General features: G+C 70.6%; 20 protein-coding genes. 7 read left to right on the plus strand and 13 right to left on the minus strand.

The features are described from left to right. Positions 1-7 precede the first annotated feature (7 nt). Genes AB0C26_RS06585 through AB0C26_RS06595 form a run of 3 tightly spaced genes read left to right on the plus strand, consistent with a single transcriptional unit; the run spans position 8 to position 4654 of the window. Entirely contained in the window at positions 8-2605 is a 2598-nt protein-coding gene (locus AB0C26_RS06585; RefSeq protein ID WP_360242492.1) for an FtsK/SpoIIIE domain-containing protein, read from the plus strand. After that, positions 2592-3329, plus strand: a complete 738-nt coding sequence (locus AB0C26_RS06590) for a hypothetical protein (RefSeq protein WP_360242495.1) — start codon at positions 2592-2594, stop codon at positions 3327-3329. The genes AB0C26_RS06585 and AB0C26_RS06590 overlap by 14 nt, the downstream gene beginning before the upstream one ends. Positions 3330-3367: 38 nt before the next feature. Then, complete coding sequence (locus AB0C26_RS06595; RefSeq protein WP_360242498.1) at positions 3368-4654, plus strand: hemolysin family protein; 1287 nt, start codon at positions 3368-3370, stop codon at positions 4652-4654. Here AB0C26_RS06595 and AB0C26_RS06600 read toward each other — a convergent pair. Together AB0C26_RS06600 and AB0C26_RS06605 are read right to left on the minus strand one after the other, a co-directional pair. Next, a complete protein-coding gene (locus AB0C26_RS06600) occupies positions 4602-4955 on the minus strand; it encodes a hypothetical protein (protein WP_360242501.1) in 354 nt (117 codons plus the stop codon). The two genes, AB0C26_RS06595 and AB0C26_RS06600, sit on opposite strands and share 53 nt — an antisense overlap. Before the next feature lie 45 nt (positions 4956-5000). After that, entirely contained in the window at positions 5001-5849 is an 849-nt protein-coding gene (locus AB0C26_RS06605; RefSeq protein ID WP_360242504.1) for a 3-hydroxyacyl-CoA dehydrogenase family protein, read from the minus strand. A gap of 134 nt (positions 5850-5983) precedes the next feature. Here AB0C26_RS06605 and AB0C26_RS06610 point away from each other — a divergent pair, with 134 nt between their 5' ends. Next, positions 5984-6340, plus strand: a complete 357-nt coding sequence (locus tag AB0C26_RS06610) for a hypothetical protein (protein WP_360242507.1) — start codon at positions 5984-5986, stop codon at positions 6338-6340. Between the two features lie 7 nt (positions 6341-6347). Here AB0C26_RS06610 and murA read toward each other — a convergent pair whose 3' ends face one another. Next, entirely contained in the window at positions 6348-7637 is a 1290-nt protein-coding gene (murA, locus tag AB0C26_RS06615) for a UDP-N-acetylglucosamine 1-carboxyvinyltransferase (RefSeq protein ID WP_360242510.1), read from the minus strand. Positions 7638-7679: 42 nt separating this feature from the next. Here murA and AB0C26_RS06620 point away from each other — a divergent pair, with 42 nt between their 5' ends. From AB0C26_RS06620 to AB0C26_RS06630, 3 genes are all read left to right on the plus strand, one after another. Further along, positions 7680-8258 carry a cob(I)yrinic acid a,c-diamide adenosyltransferase gene (locus AB0C26_RS06620; protein WP_360242513.1) on the plus strand — a complete coding sequence of 193 codons (579 nt, stop codon included), beginning with the start codon at positions 7680-7682 and terminating at the stop codon, positions 8256-8258. A 2-nt stretch (positions 8259-8260) separates the two neighbouring features. Further along, positions 8261-8647 carry a VOC family protein gene (locus AB0C26_RS06625; RefSeq protein WP_360242516.1) on the plus strand — a complete coding sequence of 129 codons (387 nt, stop codon included), beginning with the start codon at positions 8261-8263 and terminating at the stop codon, positions 8645-8647. A gap of 154 nt (positions 8648-8801) precedes the next feature. Further along, positions 8802-9866, plus strand: a complete 1065-nt coding sequence (locus tag AB0C26_RS06630) for a hypothetical protein (RefSeq protein WP_360242519.1) — start codon at positions 8802-8804, stop codon at positions 9864-9866. Here the strand turns inward: AB0C26_RS06630 and AB0C26_RS06635 are convergent. The 10 genes from AB0C26_RS06635 to AB0C26_RS06680 all read right to left on the minus strand — a co-directional run bounded on the left by AB0C26_RS06635 (position 9841) and on the right by AB0C26_RS06680 (position 18572). Then, positions 9841-10647, minus strand: a complete 807-nt coding sequence (locus AB0C26_RS06635) for a PhzF family phenazine biosynthesis protein (RefSeq protein ID WP_360242522.1) — start codon at positions 10645-10647, stop codon at positions 9841-9843. The genes AB0C26_RS06630 and AB0C26_RS06635 overlap by 26 nt on opposite strands. 60 nt (positions 10648-10707) lie before the next feature. Next, complete coding sequence (locus tag AB0C26_RS06640) at positions 10708-11172, minus strand: DUF2550 domain-containing protein (RefSeq protein WP_360242525.1); 465 nt, start codon at positions 11170-11172, stop codon at positions 10708-10710. Positions 11173-11181: 9 nt separating this feature from the next. Continuing rightward, positions 11182-11463 carry a F0F1 ATP synthase subunit epsilon gene (locus tag AB0C26_RS06645; RefSeq protein ID WP_360242528.1) on the minus strand — a complete coding sequence of 94 codons (282 nt, stop codon included), beginning with the start codon at positions 11461-11463 and terminating at the stop codon, positions 11182-11184. Positions 11464-11532: 69 nt separating this feature from the next. Continuing rightward, positions 11533-12588 (minus strand): LCP family protein, encoded by a 1056-nt coding sequence (locus AB0C26_RS06650; protein WP_360243598.1) that lies wholly within the window; start codon positions 12586-12588, stop codon positions 11533-11535. A 236-nt stretch (positions 12589-12824) separates the two neighbouring features. Further along, positions 12825-14267 carry a F0F1 ATP synthase subunit beta gene (gene atpD, locus AB0C26_RS06655; RefSeq protein WP_360242531.1) on the minus strand — a complete coding sequence of 481 codons (1443 nt, stop codon included), beginning with the start codon at positions 14265-14267 and terminating at the stop codon, positions 12825-12827. Further along, on the minus strand, positions 14267-15196 hold the full coding sequence (locus AB0C26_RS06660) for a F0F1 ATP synthase subunit gamma (protein ID WP_360242534.1): 930 nt from the start codon (positions 15194-15196) through the stop codon (positions 14267-14269). Before AB0C26_RS06660 ends, atpD begins: the two co-directional genes overlap by 1 nt. A gap of 2 nt (positions 15197-15198) precedes the next feature. Then, entirely contained in the window at positions 15199-16848 is a 1650-nt protein-coding gene (gene atpA, locus AB0C26_RS06665; protein ID WP_360242537.1) for a F0F1 ATP synthase subunit alpha, read from the minus strand. Positions 16849-16938: 90 nt separating this feature from the next. Further along, a complete protein-coding gene (locus AB0C26_RS06670) occupies positions 16939-17760 on the minus strand; it encodes a F0F1 ATP synthase subunit delta (protein WP_360242540.1) in 822 nt (273 codons plus the stop codon). Beyond that, a complete protein-coding gene (locus tag AB0C26_RS06675; RefSeq protein WP_360242543.1) occupies positions 17760-18314 on the minus strand; it encodes a F0F1 ATP synthase subunit B in 555 nt (184 codons plus the stop codon). Before AB0C26_RS06675 ends, AB0C26_RS06670 begins: the two co-directional genes overlap by 1 nt. Positions 18315-18344: 30 nt before the next feature. Beyond that, positions 18345-18572: an ATP synthase F0 subunit C gene (locus tag AB0C26_RS06680; RefSeq protein WP_360242546.1), complete on the minus strand. Its 228-nt coding sequence runs from the start codon at positions 18570-18572 to the stop codon at positions 18345-18347. Positions 18573-18621 lie beyond the last annotated feature (49 nt).

An 18621-nucleotide genomic window follows, 5' to 3' on the forward strand; every position in this document is an offset into this window, starting at 1 on the left:
CCCCAGCGTGAGTCACCGCAACGCGCTGGTCGCCGTCGTCCGGCAGGAGCTGGCCGAGGCGCGTGGTGCTGCCCGGGCGGTGCTGGCCGAGGCGGAGTCGGCGCGCGGCGAGGCGCAGAACCGGCGGCGGCTCGTCCGCGACGCGTACGCCACCTGCCTGAACCAGCTCGCCGAGGCCCGCGACGCCGCCCGCCGCGACATCCAGCGCCGCTTCCAGCACGAGTCGACCCGGCTCGCCGGTAACGTGCGCCGGCTGGCCGCGGTCAGCGCCACCGGGGCGGCCGGCCTGCCGTGGCGGATGTGGGCGCCGACCGAGCCCGCGCCGGGCGCCCGGCCCGGCCTGCTGCGGATCGGCTCGCTCAACCTGGACGACACCGCCGCCCTGCCCGCGCTGGTGCCGTTCCTCGACGCGGCCCACCTGCATTTCGAGGGCACCCATCCCGTGGTGGACGGCGTGATCACCGGGCTGCTGCTGCGCGCGCTGGGCAGCAGCCGGCCCGGCGACATCGAGCTCACCGTCTACGACCCCGAGCATCTGGGCGGCACCCTCGCGCCGTTCGCCCCGCTCGGCATCTCCTTCGTCCCGCCCGGCTCGCTCGGCGCCACGCTGGACGACCTCGTCGAGCACATCTGCCGGGTCAACGAGACCGTGCTGGCCGGGGAGCACCAGTCGCTGGCCGACCTGACCGCGTCCACCACCGGTCCCCGGCCCGAGCCGTGGCGGGTCGTGGTGCTGCTGGCCGACCCGGCCACGGCCGAGGAGCTGACCAACGCGCAGCGGGCCCAGCTCGACCGGATCGTGCGCACCGGCGTCGCCTGCGGCGTGCATCTGGTGGTACGCGGTCTCGCGCTGGACGACCATCCGACCGTACGGCGTCTGGTCGTCACCGATCAGACCGCGACCTGCGACATCACCGGCGACCTGGAGATCCGCCTGGACCCCCCACCGCCGGCCGAGCGGGTCACGTCGTTCTGCCGGGCCACCGCGGAGCGCCTGCGGGCCGGGCCGCCGCCCGCCCGCTTCGCCGATCTCGAACCGCGCGAACTGTGGGCCGAGTCGTCGGCGCACGGCCTCCTGGCGCCGATCGGCGACGCCACCGACGGCTCGCTGGTCCAGGTGCCGCTCGGCGACGATCCGCCGCACGCCCTGGTCGGCGGCCCGTCCGGTTCGGGCAAGACCAATTTGCTGTACGCCTGGCTGGCCGCCCTGGCCACCCGCTACGGCCCCGAAGAGCTCGCCTTCTACCTGCTCGACTTCAAGGAGGGCGTGTCCTTCGCCCGCTTCGTGCCGGGACCGCGCGACCCGGCCTGGCTGCCCCAGGTGCGCCTGGCCGGCATCAACGTCAACGGCGACCGCGAGTTCGGCCTGGCCATGCTGAGGCACCTGAGCGAGGAGCTGCGGACCCGGGCCCAGGCGGCCAAGCGGGTCGACGCGACCAAGCTGGCCGAGCTGCGCGCCGAGGACCCCACCGGGCACTGGCCGCGCATCGTCGCCGTGATCGACGAGTTCCAGGTGCTGCTCTCCGGACGCGACGCGGTGGCCGACGAGGCCGTCACCCTGCTCGAGGACCTGGCCCGGCGTGGCCGCTCGCAGGGCATCCACCTCATCCTGGCCAGCCAGGACGTCTCCGGCATCGAGGCGCTGTGGGGCCGCAGCGGCCTGATCGGACAGTTCACGCTGCGCATCGCCCTGCCCAAGGCGCGGCGGATCCTGGCCGACGACAACCTCGCAGCCGCCGTCATCCCGCGCTTCCACGCGGTGGTGAACACCCAGTCCGGCACGTCCGGCGCCAACCAGGTCGTGCGCCTGCCCGACGCCGGCGACCGGCTGGTCTGGCGCAGCCTGCAACGCCGCCTGTGGCGGGATCGCCCGGAGGGCTGCGAGGAGCCCCGGCTCTTCGACGGCGACGCCGTGCCCCGCCTGCCGGAGACCTGCCGGCCCGCGGGCCCGGTGCCGGACGCGGCGGCCCCGGTCGGCTCCTCGCCGGGCGCGGTCCTGGGCGAGCGGATCGACGTGGCCGCCCGCCCGGCGCGGCTGCGCCTGGGCCGGATGCCCGGCCGCAACCTGGCCGTACTCGGCACCCGCACCGAGGAGGCGTGCGACGTGCTCGCGGCGGCCGCGCTGTCGCTGGCCGCGCAGGGGCCGGCGCATTTCAGCGTCGTCTGCCTCGACCCGGACGCGGCCCGGGCGGCGGCCCGGCTGATGGCGGAGCTGCCGTCGGCCGACTGGTGTGACGCGGTGCCGGCCGAGCCGTTCGGCACGATCCCGCACTACGTGCTCGGCTACGCGCTGGACGCCGGTGCCGACCCGGCCGCGCTGCGCCGCCTGCTGGTCGACGGCCCCGAGCATCGCACCCACGTGCTCGGCTGGTGGCGCTCGGTGGGCCGGCTGCGCGACAGCCTGGGCGGGCCCGGCGCCCGCCTCGACCCGATCGGCGCCTGGGTGGCCCTCGACGTGCAGGGACCCGACCTGGCCCCGCTCTATCCGCAGCCCGGCGGCCCGGCGTGGTATCCGCGCCACCGCCGCGCCCTGTTCTTCGACCGCTCGGTGCACCGAACTCCGGAAGTCATCGTCCCGTATGAGGTGAACAGTGACCACACGTGACCGTCAGCCGATCGGCCGCGACTACCAGCTCATGGTGAGCGCCCTGGCCGAGGCCACCCGGCGTCGGGACACCGAGATCAGCAACGCCGAGCACGCGTACCAGGAGAGCGCCGCCCAGGCCGCGGGCGAGCTGTCCCGGGCCGAGGGTGACGCCCTCTCGGCCGACCGCTGGGCCGGCGCGGCCGCGGCGCAGGTGCTCGATGTGGACCGTGAGGCGGCCCGGCTCTGGGATCAGCTGCGCCGGGCCCGTGGCCTGCGGGTGCGGGCGCTGGGCGAGATGCCGGATCCGGTGCCGGTCGACGCCGTGCCCCGGGCCGCCCTGCCCCGCAGCCCGGAGACGCCGCAGGTGAAGGCGCCGCGGGCGCTGCTGGCCCGGGCCGCCGAGCGGATCGACCACACCATCCATCCGGCCGGCCGCCGTTCCCTGCCCCGCTGGGCGCTCCCACTGCTGCCGATCCTGGGCGCGGTGGTCGCGGCGCTGGCGGGTCTCGTCGGGTCGGGCCTGGTGACCTTCGGCAGTACGGGCGTGTGGGGCGGCCCATTCCTGCGCGGGCTCGGCTGGCTGGCCTTCCTGGTCGCCCCCTCGGCCGGGGTGCCGGTGGCGGCGCTGGTCGCCCACAAGCGGCTCCTGGCCCGCCTCGACATCGGCGGCATCGGCCTGACCCTGCTGGGCGGCATGGTCGCCGCGACCATGATGTCCCTGGCCTTCGCGGCCAAGCACTGACAGGCTTGGCGGTCACGTCGAAGGGGTAAAAGCGAGCCGTGGGCGGATATGGGTGGCAGATCGTTCTGGTCGTCGTGCTGGTGCTGGTGAACGCCGCCTTCTCCGGCAGCGAGATGGCGCTGATCTCGCTGCGGGACAGCCAGTTGCAGCGCCTCGAGCGGCAGTCGCGGGGCGGGCGCACGCTGGCCCGGCTGGCCCGCGACCCGAACCGGTTCCTGGCCACCATCCAGATCGGCATCACGCTGGCCGGCTTCCTGGCCTCGGCCGCCGCCGCCACCTCACTGGCCAAGCCGTTGACCGGCCCGCTGGGCTTTCTCGGCAGCGCGGCCGAGCCGGTGGCGATCGTGCTCGTCACCATGGTGCTGACCTTCTTCACGCTGGTGGTCGGTGAGCTCGCCCCCAAGCGGATCGCGATGCAGCGGGCCGAGGGGTGGGCGCTGCTGGCCGCCCGGCCGCTGGACATGCTGTCCACGCTGTCACGCCCGGTGAACTGGCTGCTCGGCAAGTCGACCGATCTCGTCGTACGGATGGCCGGGGTCGACCCGAACGCGACCCGCGAGGAGGTCAGCACCGAGGAGATCCGCGACATGGTCACCCAGCAGCAGGAGTTCACCCCGGAACAGCGCACGATCATCAGCGGCGCCTTCGAGATCGCCGAGCGGATCCTGCGCGAGGTGCTGGTGCCCCGGCGCGACGTGCTCACCCTGCCGGCCGACCTGCCGTCGAACGAAGCGCTCACCCGGCTCGTCGCCAGCGGGCACTCCCGCGCCCCGGTGACCGGGCCGATGGGCCTGGACGACGTGCTCGGCGTGGTCCACCTGCGCGACCTGATCGACGCGCCGGGCCCGGTGCGCGACCACCTGTACACCGCGCTCTTCCTGCCCGAGACGCTGAAGGTGTCCGACGCGATGCGCCAGCTGCGCGTCCAGCACCAGCAGTTCGCCTTCGTGGTCGACGAGCGCGGCTCCATCGACGGCATCGTCACCATGGAGGACCTGGTCGAGGAGGTCGTCGGCGAGATCTACGACGAGACCGACCGCGACGTGCAGTCGGTGGTGCGCGAGCCGGACGGCGCCATGCTGTTGCCCGGCACCTTCCCGATGCACGATCTGCCGGACATCGGCGTCGACGTCGAACGCGAGGACGAGGGCGACTACACGACGGTGGCGGGCCTGGTCCTGGCCCAGCTCGGGCACATTCCCACCAAGCCCGGCGAGGTGGTGGAGGTCGACGGGCACACCGCCGAGGTCGTCGAGGTCACCGGCCGCGCCATCACGCAGGTTCGGGTACGCCCGGCGCCGCGACCGGACCCGGAATTCGACTAGGACCTTCGGCGTACGCGACGGAGAGCACCGCGTGCGCCACCAGGATCGCGTGTTCCTTCGCGTCGTACGGCCCGACCCGCAGCTCCACCGCGTGATCACCGAAGACCGCCCGGACCGTCCAGCTGTTCGGGTGCCGGTCGTCCTCCCGGCTGTGGTTGACGATCAGCTGGGTGGCGCCCTTGACGTTCACCGCCGACCACTTCTCGTCGGAGGTCCCCCAGCACCGGAACCAGCCCGGAGCGACGGCCAGGGCGCCCTTGCCGGCCTCGGCCAGCGCCCACTCCATCTGCTCAGGCGTCATAGGGCGATCGTAGGGGCCGCTCGCGGTGAGCGGCCCCGAACGCGATCAGTACGTGTAGAAACCCTTGCCCGACTTCCGGCCCAGGTCACCGGCCTGGACCATGCGCTGGAGCAACTCCGGCGGGAAGAATTTCTCGTCGGCGGTGTCGCGGTAGATGTTGCCGGCCGCGTTGAGCATGACGTCGAGCCCGGTCAGGTCGACGGTGGCCAGCGGCCCCATCGAGTGGCCGAAGCCCAGCTTCATCACCGTGTCGAGGTCGGCCGCGCTCACCACACCCGTCTCGACCAGCTTGATCGCCTCGACCAGCAGGGCCGAGAAGAGCCGGTTGGACACGAAGCCGGCGACGTCGCGCTTGACCTCGACACAGGTCTTGCCGACCTCTTCGGCGTACGACCGGGCCGTGGCCAGCGTGTCGTCGGAGGTCTGGTAGCCGCGGACGAGCTCGACCAGCTTCATCATCGGCACCGGCGAGAAGAAGTGGATGCCGACGACCGACTCGGGCCGCTCGGTGACCGTGGCGATCTGGGTGATCGGGATGGCCGAGGTGTTGGTGCCGAGCACCGCGCCGGCCTTGCAGATCTTGTCGAGCGAGCGGAAGACCTCGTGCTTGGCCTCGACCTTCTCGTAGATCGCCTCGACCACGATGTCGGCGTCGGCCACCGCGTCCAGATCGGTGGTGGTCGTGATGCGGCTGATGGCCGCCTCGGCGTCCTCGTCGGAGATCTTGCCCTTGGCCGTGAACCGGCCCAGCGAATCCCGGATCGCCGTCATGCCCCGGTGCAGCGAGGCGTCGTCGACGTCCCGCATGGTGACCTGCCAGCCCGCCTGCGCCGAGACCTGCGCGATGCCGGAACCCATCAGTCCGGAGCCGATGACCGCGAGTCGACCCGCCATGTGCCTCTCCTCTGGTAAGAGTGTCGTCGGCCTCACCCTAGCCTTGTTACTTAACGGAAACTCAGGCGGAGGGACTGTCTTTCTATCGGGTCAAATCCTCTTAAAAGCCGGCGTAGCGGTGCGAGACTATGCGCATGGCCACAGGTAACGGCTGGTACCTCCTCGGGCCACTGATCGCCGTCGGTCTGGTCGGCTTCCTCGGTGCGGTTTTCTGGCGCATGGGCCTGCAATGGACACACACCCGCGAACCTGCGGGTGACCCGTGCGCCGACGGTCTCGCCATCTTCGGCGACCCGGACGACTACGGCCTGCTCTGCCCGGCCGCCGTCACGATCGACGCCGAGGTCGCCGACGAGATCCGGCGACTCCTCGGCGACGCCGGGATCCGCGCCACCCAGGCGGTCGCCCGCGACGGGCGTACGGCCGTGCTCGTCTTTCCCGAACAGGTCGAAGAGGCCCGCCGCCTGGTCGGCGACTCGCCGGCGCTCTAGACCGCCCTCACTGGAAGTCGAAGGTCGGCTCGGGCACGTCGGCCCGCTCCACCTCGGCCCCCAGCCCGGCCAGGTCGGCCACGAAGTCGGGGTAGCCGCGGTCGATGTGGTGCACCTCGCCCACCTCGGTGACCCCGTCGGCGCAGAGACCGGCGATGACCAGGCCGGCGCCGGCCCGGATGTCGGTCGCGCGCACCGGCGCCCCGGACAGGCGCGGCCGGCCGTTGACCACGGCGTGGTGCCCGTCGGTACGGATGTCGGCGCCCAGCCGGACCATCTCGTTCACGAACATGAAGCGGCCGTCGAAAATGTTCTCGGTGATCAGTGAGGAGCCCTCGGCCACCGAGGCCAGGCCGATCGCCATCGGCAGCAGGTCCGTCGCGAAGCCCGGGTAGGGCAGGGTGACGATGTCGACCGCCTTGGGGCGCTCGTCCATGCGTACCCGGAAGAAGTTGTCTCCCGGCTCGACCGTCGCGCCGGCCGTGACCAACTTGTCGAGGGCGATGTCGAGGAACTCCGGCCGCACTCCTCGCACGGTCACGTCGCCACGGGTCATCGCGGCGGCGAACGCCCAGGTGCCGCCCACGATCCGGTCGCCCACGGTGGTGTGCAGCACCGGGTGCAACTCGTCGACGCCCTCGATGGTCAGCGTCGACGAGCCGGCGCCGTCGATCCGGGCGCCCATGTCGGTGAGCATCTCGCAGATGTCGACGATCTCCGGCTCGCGGGCCGCGTTGTCGATCTCGGTGGTGCCCTTGGCCAGGACGGCCGCCATCAGCAGGTTCTCGGTGGCGCCGACGCTCGGGAAGTCGAGCCAGATCTTGCTGCCGCGCAGGCCGTGCGGCGCCGAGGCGATCACGAAGCCGTGCTCGCCGGAGATCTCCGCACCCATCCGGGCCAGGCCGGAGACGTGCATGTCGAGCCCCCGTGAGCCGATCATGTCACCGCCCGGCAGGGCCACCCGCACGTACCCGCGACGGGCCAGCAGCGGCCCGAGCACGCAGATCGACGCCCGCAGCCGGCGCACCAGGTCGTAATCGGCCTCGCTGCCCGGCTCGGCCGGCACGTCGATGGTCGCCTCGCCCCCGTCCAAGGTGACCTGGCAGCCCAGTCGCCGCAGCACCTCGGCCATGATGGCGATGTCGGTGATGCGCGGAACGTTCTCGACCACGCTGCGGCCCTGCGCGAGCAGAGCGACCGCCATCAGCTTGAGAGCCGAGTTCTTCGCGCCACCCACGCCGACCTCACCGGTCAGCGCGGTACCGCCCTTCACCCTGATCACATCCACGCGGGCCATGGTATGAGTCGCCGACGAACCGGTGCTCCGTAGGGTGGGGGCATGGCCGTTCACCTCACCCGCATCTACACCCGCACAGGCGACGGCGGGCAGACCCGCCTGGGCAACAACGAGATCGCCGACAAGACCGATCCGCGCATCGCGGCGTACGCCGACGCCGACGAGTGCAACGCCGCCCTGGGCGTCGCCCTGGCGATGGGTGACCTGCCCGACGACGTCCGCGCCGTGCTCAAGGTCGTACAGAACGATCTCTTCGACGTCGGCGCCGACCTCTGCAACCCGCTGTCGGAGGACCCGCCCTACCCGCCGCTGCGGATCACCGAGGAGTACGTGACACGGCTCGAGGGCTGGTGTGACGAGTTCCTGGAGCGGCTGCCGGCGCTGGACAGCTTCATCCTCCCGGGCGGCACCCCCGGCGCGGCCCTGCTGCACGTGGCCCGCACGGTGGCCCGGCGCGCGGAACGCTCGTCCTGGGCCCTTCTTCAGGCCGACCCTTCCCGTACGAGTCAGCTGCCGGCCAAATATCTCAACCGCCTCTCGGACCTGCTGTTCATCCTCTCCCGCGTGGCCAACCCCGGCGGCGACGTGAAGTGGGTGCCCGGCGGCGGTACGGCGCAGTAGCCGTGCTGCACCACGTGGAGCTGTGGGTGCCCGACCTGGCCGGTGCGCTGCGCCCCTGGGGCTGGCTGCTGGACGCGCTGGGCTGGAAGCAGTACCAGGACTGGCCGGGCGGCCGCTCCTGGCGCCACGGCGACGTCTACCTGGTGCTGGAACAGTCGCCGGCGATGTCGGGCTCGGTGCACGACCGTCTGGCTCCCGGCCTGAACCACCTGGCCTTCACGGTGAGCGGCGAGCCCGAGGTGGACCGGCTGACGGCCGAGGCCCCGGCACACGGGTGGACGCTGCTTTTCCCCGGCAAGCACCCGCACGCGGGCGGCCCGTCGTCGTACGCCGCCTACCTCGCGGATTCGTGGGGCTACGAGGTCGAGCTCCAGCCGGGGCCGCCGTAATTCGCTTCCCCTCCATGTCACCATGAAGACATGACCTCACGCGCGACCGCCTTCAGCCGGCCCCCGGCGGCCGGCTGATCTGCGCGTTCCTGGCCGCCCCTCGCGGGCGGCCATTTTCGTGGGCTTCCCGCATCTTCCCGAAGCGGAGAATCCCATGTCGCTCACCGACGACCTCGCCGTCCGCGACCTGACCGACCCGGCGCAGGGCCCGCACGCGATCCAGGAGATCCTGGCCGCCATCCTCGACGCCGTCACCACCCGCTGGCCGGCAGCCGACCTCCTGGTCCATCGCGGCGACCGGATAGTCGACGTGGCCGACAACTACGACCATCTCGGGTACAGCCCAGCGGCGATCACCCGGGACGCCCGCTACACCCGTTATGTCGGCGAACGGCGGATGCTGCGCTCTCAGACATCGGCCCTGATTCCGGGCGCCCTGCGCCGCCTCCGAGCCCCCGACACCCTCATCGCCTGCCCCGGCATCGTCTATCGCCGCGACTGCATCGACCGCCTGCACACCGGCACACCACATCAGCTGGACCTGTGGCGGGTCACCACGGCCGCCCCGCAGCCCAGCGGTCTGCTCGAACTCGTCGAGACCACGCTCGCCGCCGCACTCCCCGGAGTCCCTTGGCGAACAAGTCCGGCAGACCACCCGTACACCACCAATGGCCTGGAGATCGAAGCCCGGGCGGCCGGCGACTGGGTCGAGATCGGCGAGTGTGGAATCGCCGCACCGCGTGTCGCCGGAGCCGGGCTGGCCCTCGGGCTCGGACTGGACCGCCTTCTCATGCTGCGCAAGGGCATCGGCGACATCCGGCTGCTGCGCTCGAACGACCCTCGGGTGGCGGCACAGATGCTCGACCTGACCCCGTACCGCCCGGTCTCGGCCCAGCCCGCCGCCCACCGCGACGTCTCGGTCGCCCTGCCGGAGGGGGTGACCGCCGAGGAGATCGGCGACCGGGTACGCGACATCCTCGGCACCGACGCCACCCTGGTCGAGGAGGTCAGCGTCCTCTCGGCGACCCCACCGGACGACCTCCCGCCCGCCTCCCGCGACCGCCTGGCCATGCGCCCAGGCGAGGTGAACGTCCTGGTCCGCGTCATCCTCCGCGACCTGCACGCCACCCTCCCCCGCCGCCGTGCCAACGCCCTGCGCGACCGCGTCTACGAGGGCCTCCACCAGCCCGGGGTCAGGCGTGCAGGGTGCCGTCGATGACGGTTACCGCCTTGCCGGTCAGCAGCGTGCGGTCGCCGCGGAGGGCGACCCGCACGTAGCCGCCCCGCGGGGACGCCTGGTAGCCGGTGAGCTCCGTGCGGCCGCCCAGACGGGCGGACCAGAACGGGGCCAGGGCCGTGTGAGCGCTTCCGGTCACCGGGTCCTCCGCCACGCCCGCGGCCGCGCCGAAGAAGCGGGAGACGAAGTCGTAGCCGCCGTTCGGGTCGTCGGCGCGGGCCGTCACCACCACGCCCCGGTTCTCGACAGTGGCCAGCGCCGTCAGGTCCGGTGTCAGCTCGCGCACCGCCGACTCCTCGAGCACTTCGATCAGCAGGTCGTCCGTGTTCGGGCCGGTGTGGTGCACCGACAGCGGAGTCACCCCCAGCGCGTCCAGCACGCTCGGGTCGGCCTGGATCGGGCTCAGCGGGGCCGTCGGGAAGTCGAGTGTGATCCAGCCCTTCTCGTCCGTCTCGGCCGTCAAGATGCCGCTGCGGGTGGCGAAGCGCACCAGGCCGGTGCTCTGCAGCGCGTGGGCCGTGGCCAGCGTGGCGTGCCCGCAGAGCGCCACCTCGACCGCCGGAGTGAACCACCGCAGCGCGTAGTCAGCTCCGGACGAGGCCGGAACGGGGTGCAGGAAGGCCGTCTCGGACAGGTTAACCTCGGCCGCGACCGCCTGCATCCACGCGGCGTCGGGGAACGTGGGGCCGTCCAGCACCACCACGCCGGCCGGGTTCCCGGCGAACGGCTGCTCGGTGAAGGCATCGATGATTCGAATCCGCATGGTTCGACGCTAAAGCCCGCGGCTGTACGCGGCGAGAGCCACCTGGAAAGGCGCGGCCGCCTACTGCTCGATCGTGCGGGGGCGGATCACCGGGCGGGCGACGCTGCCGGGCGGACCGGGCGGGGCCGCCTCGAGCCAGGAGAGGAAGCCGGTCACCGTGGACTCGGCCATCGCGATCTCGATCTCGTCGGTGGCCGTGGCCAGCTTGAGCACCACCCAGTGGCCGGGGATGGTGAGGCGCTCGGGGCCCTGAGGGCGTCGGCGCTCCTCGATCGTGAGGGTGCCGCGGTCGAGCACGCGCTTGGGGCGGAAGGCGAAGCTGAACATCCGGTGGATGCGCAGCTCACCGCCGGCGAACTGGCCGATCGCCGTGGACCAGCCGCGGCCCGGCACCATGGTGCTGAGGTGGATCTGGAGGCGAATGGTTCCGCCGCCGACCATGAGCAGCCGGCGGCGGAAGAAGATCGCTAAGAGACAGACGAGCGCAGCGATGAGGCAGATTCCGACGACTTCCAGAATCTCCATCGCCGATCGTCAGTGAGTCTCGGGGGTGGCGGGGGTCGCGCTCTCGGCGAGAACGGTGACGCCGTCGGCGTCGATCGAGAGGAAACCGCCGGTGACGTCATACGTCAACTGCTCGCCGCCGGCGAGCTTGACCCGCACCTGCGAGGGCTCCTTCAGCAGGCCCAGCAGCGGGGAGTGACCCGGCAGGACGCCGATCTCACCCTCGGTGGTCCGCGCGACGAGCATCTCGGCCTCACCGGACCAGACGCTTTGCTCGACGGCTACGACCTTGACGGGCAGCTGGTTGGCCACGCTGTCCTCCTGTGTATGAATCCGATTGGGTGAAGTCTAGACGGCCCGCTTTGCCGGGACCGCAGCAGGTCAGACGTTGCTGTTGATGTACTCAGGGTTGCGGAAGATGAAGTTCTGCACCTGATCGTCGCGTACGGCCTTGAAGAAGTCCTCGGCGCTGTCCTCCAGCGCCTCGCCCCGATAGTCGCCGTTCACGATGACCGAGTCGCCCGGCAGCTTGATCAGGGTGATGTCGTCGGAGCGCAGGCTCTTCAGCGCGAAGGCCCAGTCGACCACGTTGTGGCCGTTGCCGTCGAAGATCAGCGCCTTGCCGGCCGCCTTGAGCACCGCGTCGAGCTTGGTCGGGCTGGTCACCACGTTCTTGCTGAGCGCCTGCTTGGCCAGGGCCTTGATGAACTGCTGCTGGTGGCGCTGGCGGTCGTAGTCGCCGCGGGGCAGGCCGTAGCGCTGCCGCACGTAGTCGAGGGCCTGCCAGCCCTGCAGGTGGCGGGTACCGACCTTGTATTCGGCCTGGGGGCCGTAGTACGGGTGGGCGCAGCTGTTGTCGGCGCAGCGGTCGTAGCGCGGACGGGTCTGGCCGTTCGGCTGGAGGTGCTCCGACTTCACGTTCTGGTCGATCGTCATGGTGACGCCGCCCATGGCCTCGACGATCGCCTTGAAGCCGTTGAAGTTCAGGATGACGCCGGCGTCGAACTCCTTGATGCCGGTGAGCCGGCCGACCGTCTTGGCGAGCAGGTCGAAGCCCTGGACGACGTCGTGCTTGCCGTTGCCGACCGAGCTGCCGTACCCCATGGCGGCGTTGATCTTGGATCGGCCGCCCTTGAAACCGGTCTTGGCGAACGGCGGGATGTCGACGATCAGGTCGCGCGGGACCGAGAAGAGATAAGCCTGGTCCAGGCCTCGGGGGATGTGGGCCACGATGATCGAGTCGGAGAGCGGGGTCTGCGTCTCGGTACGCGGGTCGACGCCGACCAGAAGAATGTTCAGCGGGCCCTTGATGTCGGAGACGGGCTTTTTCGTGGCGCCGACGGCCGGCTCACCGAACAGGTCCTGGGTCTCCACGGCCCCGGCGTACCGGGCCACCAGCACCTGCTGCGTGACGATGGCACCACCGCTGACCACCATGAGGACGCAGCCGAAGATCGCGCAGAGCCGCGCCCACAAGGGCGCGCGCCTTTTTCTGGCCACAGGTCTCCCCCAACGGTTGTCGATCTCGGCCGCCTGACGAACGACAAGAGTACCCAGAAAGAGCCAGCAGATCTGAGACTCGCAGAAGCCGCAAATCAGACAAAAGCTTCCCTAGGTACGGCGAAGCCGCGCCCACCATAAGGTCGGCGCGGCTCCACAGTCGCTGAGCCAGCTCAGCCCTTCATCAGCTCGTGCGCGTTCTTCTCGAGGTCCTCGAGACCACCGCACATGAAGAAGGCCTGCTCGGGGTAGTTGTCGTACTCACCCTCGCTGATCTTCTTGAACGCCTCGATGGTCTCCTTGAGCGGGACCGTCGAGCCGGGAACGCCGGTGAACTGCTCGGCCGCGTACGTGTTCTGCGAGAGGAAGCGCTCGATGCGGCGAGCCCGCTGCACCGTGACCTTGTCCTCCTCGGAGAGCTCGTCCATACCGAGAATGGCGATGATGTCCTGCAGGTCCTTGTACTTCTGCAGGATGCGCTGCACCTCGCGGGCGACCGCGTAGTGCTCGGCGCCGACGAACTCGGGCGCCAGGATCCGCGAGCTGGAGGCCAGCGGGTCCACGGCCGGGTAGATGCCCTTGTCGGAGATCGACCGCTCGAGGTTCGTGGTCGCGTCCAGGTGGGCGAACGTGGTGGCCGGCGCCGGGTCGGTGTAGTCGTCGGCGGGCACGTAGATCGCCTGCAGCGAGGTGATCGCCTTGCCCCGGACCGACGTGATCCGCTCCTGAAGCTCGCCCATCTCGTCGGCCAGCGTGGGCTGGTAACCCACGGCGGACGGCATACGGCCGAGCAGCGTCGACACCTCGGAACCGGCCTGGGTGAACCGGAAGATGTTGTCGATGAAGAGCAGCACCTCCTGGTTCTGGACGTCCCGGAAGTACTCCGCCATGGTCAGCGCGCTCAGCGCCACCCGCAGACGGGTGCCCGGCGGCTCGTCCATCTGGCCGAAGACGAGGGCGGTCTTGTCGAGAACGCCACCCTCCTCCATCTCCAGGATGAGGTCGTTGCCCTCGCGGGTGCGCTCACCCACGCCGGCGAACACCGACGTACCACCGAAGTTACGGGCAACGCGGATGATCATCTCCTGGATGAGCACCGTCTTGCCCACGCCGGCGCCGCCGAACAGGCCGATCTTGCCACCACGCACGTACGGCGCGAGCAGGTCGAGCACCTTGATGCCGGTCTCCAGCATCTCGGTCTTCGGCTCGAGGTCCGCGAACGCCGGGGGCTTGCGGTGGATCGACCAGCGCTCCTGGATGTCCAGGGTCGCCGGGTCGGCGTTGAGCACCTCGCCGAGGGCGTTGAACACGTGGCCCTTGGTCACGTCACCGACGGGCACCGAGATCGGCGCGCCGGTGTCCTTGACCTCGGCGCCGCGGATCAGGCCGTCGGTCGGCTGCATCGAGATGGCGCGGACGATGTTGTCACCCAGGTGCTGGGCGACCTCGAGCGTCAGCGTCTTGGTGCCCTCGGAGAGGGTCACCTGCACGTGCAGCGCGTTGAAGATGTCGGGCATGGCGTCACGGGGGAACTCGGCGTCGACGACCGGGCCGATGACCCGGACGACGCGGCCGACACCGGTCTCCGCCTTGGTGGGCTCAGCTACAGCAGTCATCACGTATCACTTCCTGCCGAGGACAGCGCCTCGACGCCGCCAACGATCTCACTGATTTCCTGGGTGATCGCGGCCTGCCGCGCGGAGTTCATCTCGCGCGTGTACCGCTTGAGCAGGTCGTCCGCGTTGTCCGACGCGCTCTTCATCGCCCGCCGGCGCGAAGCCGACTCGCTGGCCGCCGAGGACAGCAACGCCGCGTAGATCCGCGTGTTGAGGTACTTCGGCAGCAGCGCGTCGAGCAGCTCGTCGGCGTCCGGCTCGAACTCGTAGGCCGGGCGCAGCCCGGGCTCGACCTCGCGCTCCTCGACCTGCATCGGGGCCAGGAAGTGCGCCTCGGCGGACTGCGTCATCAGCGACTTGAACTGCGTGCTGACGATGTGCAGCTCGTCGACGCCCTGGATGCCGTCCGGGCCGTACGTGGCGTCGGAGTCGTCCGCGCCGGCGACGAACGCCTCCAGCAGGGCGTCACCGATGGCCTTGGCGTCGGAGAACGACGGCCGCTCGGAGAAGCCCGTCCAGCTGGTCTCGATCGGCCGGTTGCGGAACCGGTAGTAGCCGACGCCCTTGCGGCCGACGACGTACAGCACCGCGTCCTTGCCGTCCGCCTTGAGGCGGGAGATCAGCTGCTCGGCGGTACGGATGGCGTTGGCGTTGTAGGCGCCGGCCAGGCCGCGGTCGCTGGTGATGAGCAGGACACCCGCCCGCCGGACCCGCTCACGCGGGACCAGCAGGGGGTTGTCGATCGTCGCGTTGGACGCCAGGGCGGTCAGGACCTGGGTGATCGCCTCCGCGTACGGCTTGGAGGCGGCGACCCGCTCCTGCGCCTTGGCGATGCGGCTGGTGGCCACCAGCTCCTGCGCCTTCGCGATCTTCTTGGTCGACCGGACGGTGCGGATGCGCCGCCGGAGGGCCTGTACCTGACCGGCCATGACTACTGGCCTTCGGCCGGACGGCTGACCTCGCGGGTCACCGTCTCGCGCGTCTGGCGGCCCTCTTCCAGCGGCTCGGCCGGGTTCTCGTTGACCGCGGAACCGGTCTCGCCGCGCTTGAAGAGCTCCTTGAACTCGGTCACGCCGCTCTTCAGGTTCTCCACGTCGTCGTCCGACAGCAGGCCGGTCGAGTCGATGGCGGTGTAGGTGTCGCTGCGGTGCCGCTTGATCCAGCCGAGGAAGTCCTGCTCGAAGCGGCGCACGTCGCTGACGTCGATGTCGTCGAGCTGGCCGGTGGTGCCGGCCCAGATCACGATGACCTCGTCGACCACCGAGTACGGCGAGTACTGCGGCTGCTTGAGCAGCTCGACCAGGCGGACGCCCTTCTCGAGCTGGGCCCGCGACGCCTTGTCCAGGTCGGAGGCGAAGGCCGAGAAGGCCTCCAGCTCACGGAACTGGGCCAGGTCGAGACGCAGGCGGCCGGAGACCGAGCGCATCGCCTTGACCTGCGCCGAGCCACCCACCCGGGACACCGAGGTACCGACGTTGATCGCCGGGCGGACACCCGAGGCGAACAGGTCGGTCTCCAGGAAGATCTGGCCGTCGGTGATCGAGATGACGTTGGTCGGGATGTAGGCCGAGATGTCGTTGGCCTTGGTCTCGATGATCGGCAGGCCGGTCATCGAGCCGCCACCCAGCTCGTTCGAGAGCTTGGCGCAGCGCTCGAGCAGGCGGGAGTGCAGGTAGAAGACGTCGCCCGGGTACGCCTCGCGGCCCGGCGGGCGGCGCAGCAGCAGCGACACGGCGCGGTAGGCCTCGGCCTGCTTGGTCAGGTCGTCGAAGACGATCAGGACGTGCTTGCCGTTGTACATCCAGTGCTGGCCGATGGCCGAGCCGGTGTACGGGGCGATGTACTTGAAGCCGGCCGGGTCGGAGGCCGGAGCCGCGACGATCGTCGTGTACTCCAGCGCGCCCTGCTCCTCGAGGGTGCCCCGGATCGACGCGATGGTGGTGGCCTTCTGGCCGATCGCGACGTAGATGCAGCGGACCTGCTTGTCCGGGTCGCCGGACTCCCAGTTCGCGCGCTGGTTGATGATCGTGTCGATCGCGACAGTGGTCTTGCCGGTCTTGCGGTCACCGATGATCAGCTGGCGCTGGCCGCGGCCGATCGGCGTCATGGCGTCGATCGCCTTGATGCCGGTCTGCAGCGGCTGCTTCACCGGCTGCCGGGCCATGACGTTGGGCGCCTGGAGCTCGAGCTCGCGCTCGCCCTCGCTGACGATCTCGCCGCGGTCGTCGATCGGCCGGCCCAGCGGGTCGACCACGCGACCGAGGAAGGCGTCGCCGACCGGGACCGAGAGGACGCGGCCGGTCCGCTTGACCTGCTGCCCCTCCTCGATGCCGGTGTAGTCGCCCAGGATCACGACGCCGATCTCGCGGACGTCGAGGTTCTGCGCGACACCCAGCGTGCCGTCGGCGAACTCGAGCAGTTCGTTCGCCATCGTCGAGGGCAGGCCCTCGACGTGCGCGATGCCGTCGCCCGCATCGGAGACGATGCCGACCTCCTCGCGGGAGACCTCGGGCGTGTAGGACGAGACGTAGCGCTCTAGCGCCCCCCGGATCTCGTCCGAGGAGATGGTCAGCTCGGCCATCCTCTGCCTTCTCTGTCTAGCTCGGGACGTCGCCGCCACCGAGGGGCCTGCTCAGCCCCGCGCGGAAAACCGCGCGGGCCGAGGGAAAAGTTACTTGGAGAACGCCTGCTTCGCGGCGTTGAGCCGCCGCAGGATCGTGCCGTCGTAGAGGTCGGAGCCGACCTTGACGCTGACGCCGCCGATGATCGAAGGATCGACGTCGACCTTCAGCGAGACCGGCCGGCCGTAGATGTCGGACAACTTGGCAGCCAGCGCCTGCTCGTCGGCGTCGGTGAGCGGCTTGGCGACCGTCACGTACGCGACCTCGCGATCGCGCTTCGCGGCGGTCAGCTCGACCAGCCTGGTCAGCGATCCCTCGAAGCTACGGCCCCCGAAGCCCTCGAGCGCCACCTCGACGAGCCTTACCGTGGCCGGCTGGGCCTTGCCCTTCAGCAAGTCCTCCACCAGCTTAACCCGGCGCTCGGTCGGAGCGCCGGGGTCACTGAGCGTGATGGCCAGCTCGGGGTTGCCCGAGACGATCTGCCCGAAGCGGAACAGCTCGTCCTCGACCTCGGCCAGGGTGTCGGCCTTCTGAGCGCCGGACAGCACGGCCTCGGCGCCGAGGCGCTCGACGACGTCGAGCAGTTCGGCCGGCCGGGAGAACCGGCCGGACACGAGCGAGGCCAGAACGTCGACGGTGACCTGCGAGACCTTGCCGGACAGCAGCGAGCGCAGCAGCTCGCCCCGGTCCGCGCCGGAGCGCGACGGGTCGGTCAGCGCCCGGCGCAGGGCGGGCTGGGCCCGCAGGATGCCGGCCACCGACAGGATCTCGTCGGCGACGGTGGCAACCTGCGCGGCCGTGGCCGTGCCGGTGCTGCCGGTGAGCTTGGCGGCCGCCTCGGCGTAGGCCTGCTGGCTGACGGTCGACGCCATCAGCGCCGCCCGCCCGCCGAGCCGGCCGCGCCGAGCTCGTCGATGAACCGCTCGACCGTGCCGCGGCTGCGCGCCTCGTCGGCGAGAGCCTCGCCCACGATCTTGCCGGCCAGGTCGACGGCGAGCGTGCCCACCTCGGAGCGGAGCTCGCGCACGATGCTCTCGCGCTGAGCCGCCAGCTGCTCGTTGCCGGCCGCGATGATGCGGTCCGACTCCTCGCGAGCCTTGGCCAGCACGTCCTGACGAATGCCCTCGGCGTCGGCCCGGGCCTCGTCGCGGATGCGCGCGGCCTCGGTGCGAGCCTCGGCGAGCTGCGCGCGGTACTGCTCGAGCAGCTGGTTGGCCTCGGCCTGGGCGGCCTCGGCACGCTTGATGCCACCCTCGATGGCGTCGACTCGCGCCTTGAAGGTCTTCTCCATCTGGGGGAAGACGAACTTCATCAGCACGAAGCAGAGGATGGCGAAGGCGATCGACCCGATCACGATCTCCTGCCAAACAGGAATGATCGGGTTGTGTTCCGTCTCCGCGGCCTCAGCGGCTAGGTAGGTGAGCATGGAGACCTCCCAACGAGGCGGAAAGGACTATCAGCCGGCCCAGACGAAGCCGAATGCGATACCCAGCAGGGCGAGCGCCTCGATGACGGCGAAGCCGATCCAGACGAACGGCAGGGTCAGGCGGGACGACTCGGGCTGACGCGCCGTCGCCTGGATGTAGGCCGAGAAGACCAGGCCGATACCGATGCCGGGGCCGATGGCGGCCAGGCCGTAGCCGATGGCGGCGGTGCTGCCCTCAACGGCGGCAAAAACGTCCATTACTGATTCCTCCTGGTATCTCGCGTGACTGTCACGCGGGACGACAACG

Source organism: Actinoplanes sp. NPDC048796, assembly GCF_040650035.1.
Taxonomy (GTDB): Bacteria; Actinomycetota; Actinomycetes; order Mycobacteriales; family Micromonosporaceae; genus Actinoplanes.

Excerpts from the sequence above, each read along its gene's own strand:
- AB0C26_RS06600 (WP_360242501.1), bottom strand. The coding sequence starts at position 4,955 with ATGACGCCTGAGCAGATGGAGTGGGCGCTGGCCGAGGCCGGCAAGGGC.
- AB0C26_RS06605 (WP_360242504.1), bottom strand. The coding sequence starts at position 5,849 with ATGGCGGGTCGACTCGCGGTCATCGGCTCCGGACTGATGGGTTCCGGC.
- AB0C26_RS06610 (WP_360242507.1), top strand. The coding sequence starts at position 5,984 with ATGGCCACAGGTAACGGCTGGTACCTCCTCGGGCCACTGATCGCCGTC.
- murA (WP_360242510.1), bottom strand. The coding sequence starts at position 7,637 with ATGGCCCGCGTGGATGTGATCAGGGTGAAGGGCGGTACCGCGCTGACC.
- AB0C26_RS06620 (WP_360242513.1), top strand. The coding sequence starts at position 7,680 with ATGGCCGTTCACCTCACCCGCATCTACACCCGCACAGGCGACGGCGGG.
- AB0C26_RS06630 (WP_360242519.1), top strand. The coding sequence starts at position 8,802 with ATGTCGCTCACCGACGACCTCGCCGTCCGCGACCTGACCGACCCGGCG.
- AB0C26_RS06635 (WP_360242522.1), bottom strand. The coding sequence starts at position 10,647 with ATGCGGATTCGAATCATCGATGCCTTCACCGAGCAGCCGTTCGCCGGG.
- AB0C26_RS06640 (WP_360242525.1), bottom strand. The coding sequence starts at position 11,172 with ATGGAGATTCTGGAAGTCGTCGGAATCTGCCTCATCGCTGCGCTCGTC.
- AB0C26_RS06650 (WP_360243598.1), bottom strand. The coding sequence starts at position 12,588 with ATGGTGGTCAGCGGTGGTGCCATCGTCACGCAGCAGGTGCTGGTGGCC.
- atpD (WP_360242531.1), bottom strand. The coding sequence starts at position 14,267 with ATGACTGCTGTAGCTGAGCCCACCAAGGCGGAGACCGGTGTCGGCCGC.
- AB0C26_RS06660 (WP_360242534.1), bottom strand. The coding sequence starts at position 15,196 with ATGGCCGGTCAGGTACAGGCCCTCCGGCGGCGCATCCGCACCGTCCGG.
- atpA (WP_360242537.1), bottom strand. The coding sequence starts at position 16,848 with ATGGCCGAGCTGACCATCTCCTCGGACGAGATCCGGGGGGCGCTAGAG.
- AB0C26_RS06670 (WP_360242540.1), bottom strand. The coding sequence starts at position 17,760 with ATGGCGTCGACCGTCAGCCAGCAGGCCTACGCCGAGGCGGCCGCCAAG.
- AB0C26_RS06675 (WP_360242543.1), bottom strand. The coding sequence starts at position 18,314 with ATGCTCACCTACCTAGCCGCTGAGGCCGCGGAGACGGAACACAACCCG.
- AB0C26_RS06680 (WP_360242546.1), bottom strand. The coding sequence starts at position 18,572 with ATGGACGTTTTTGCCGCCGTTGAGGGCAGCACCGCCGCCATCGGCTAC.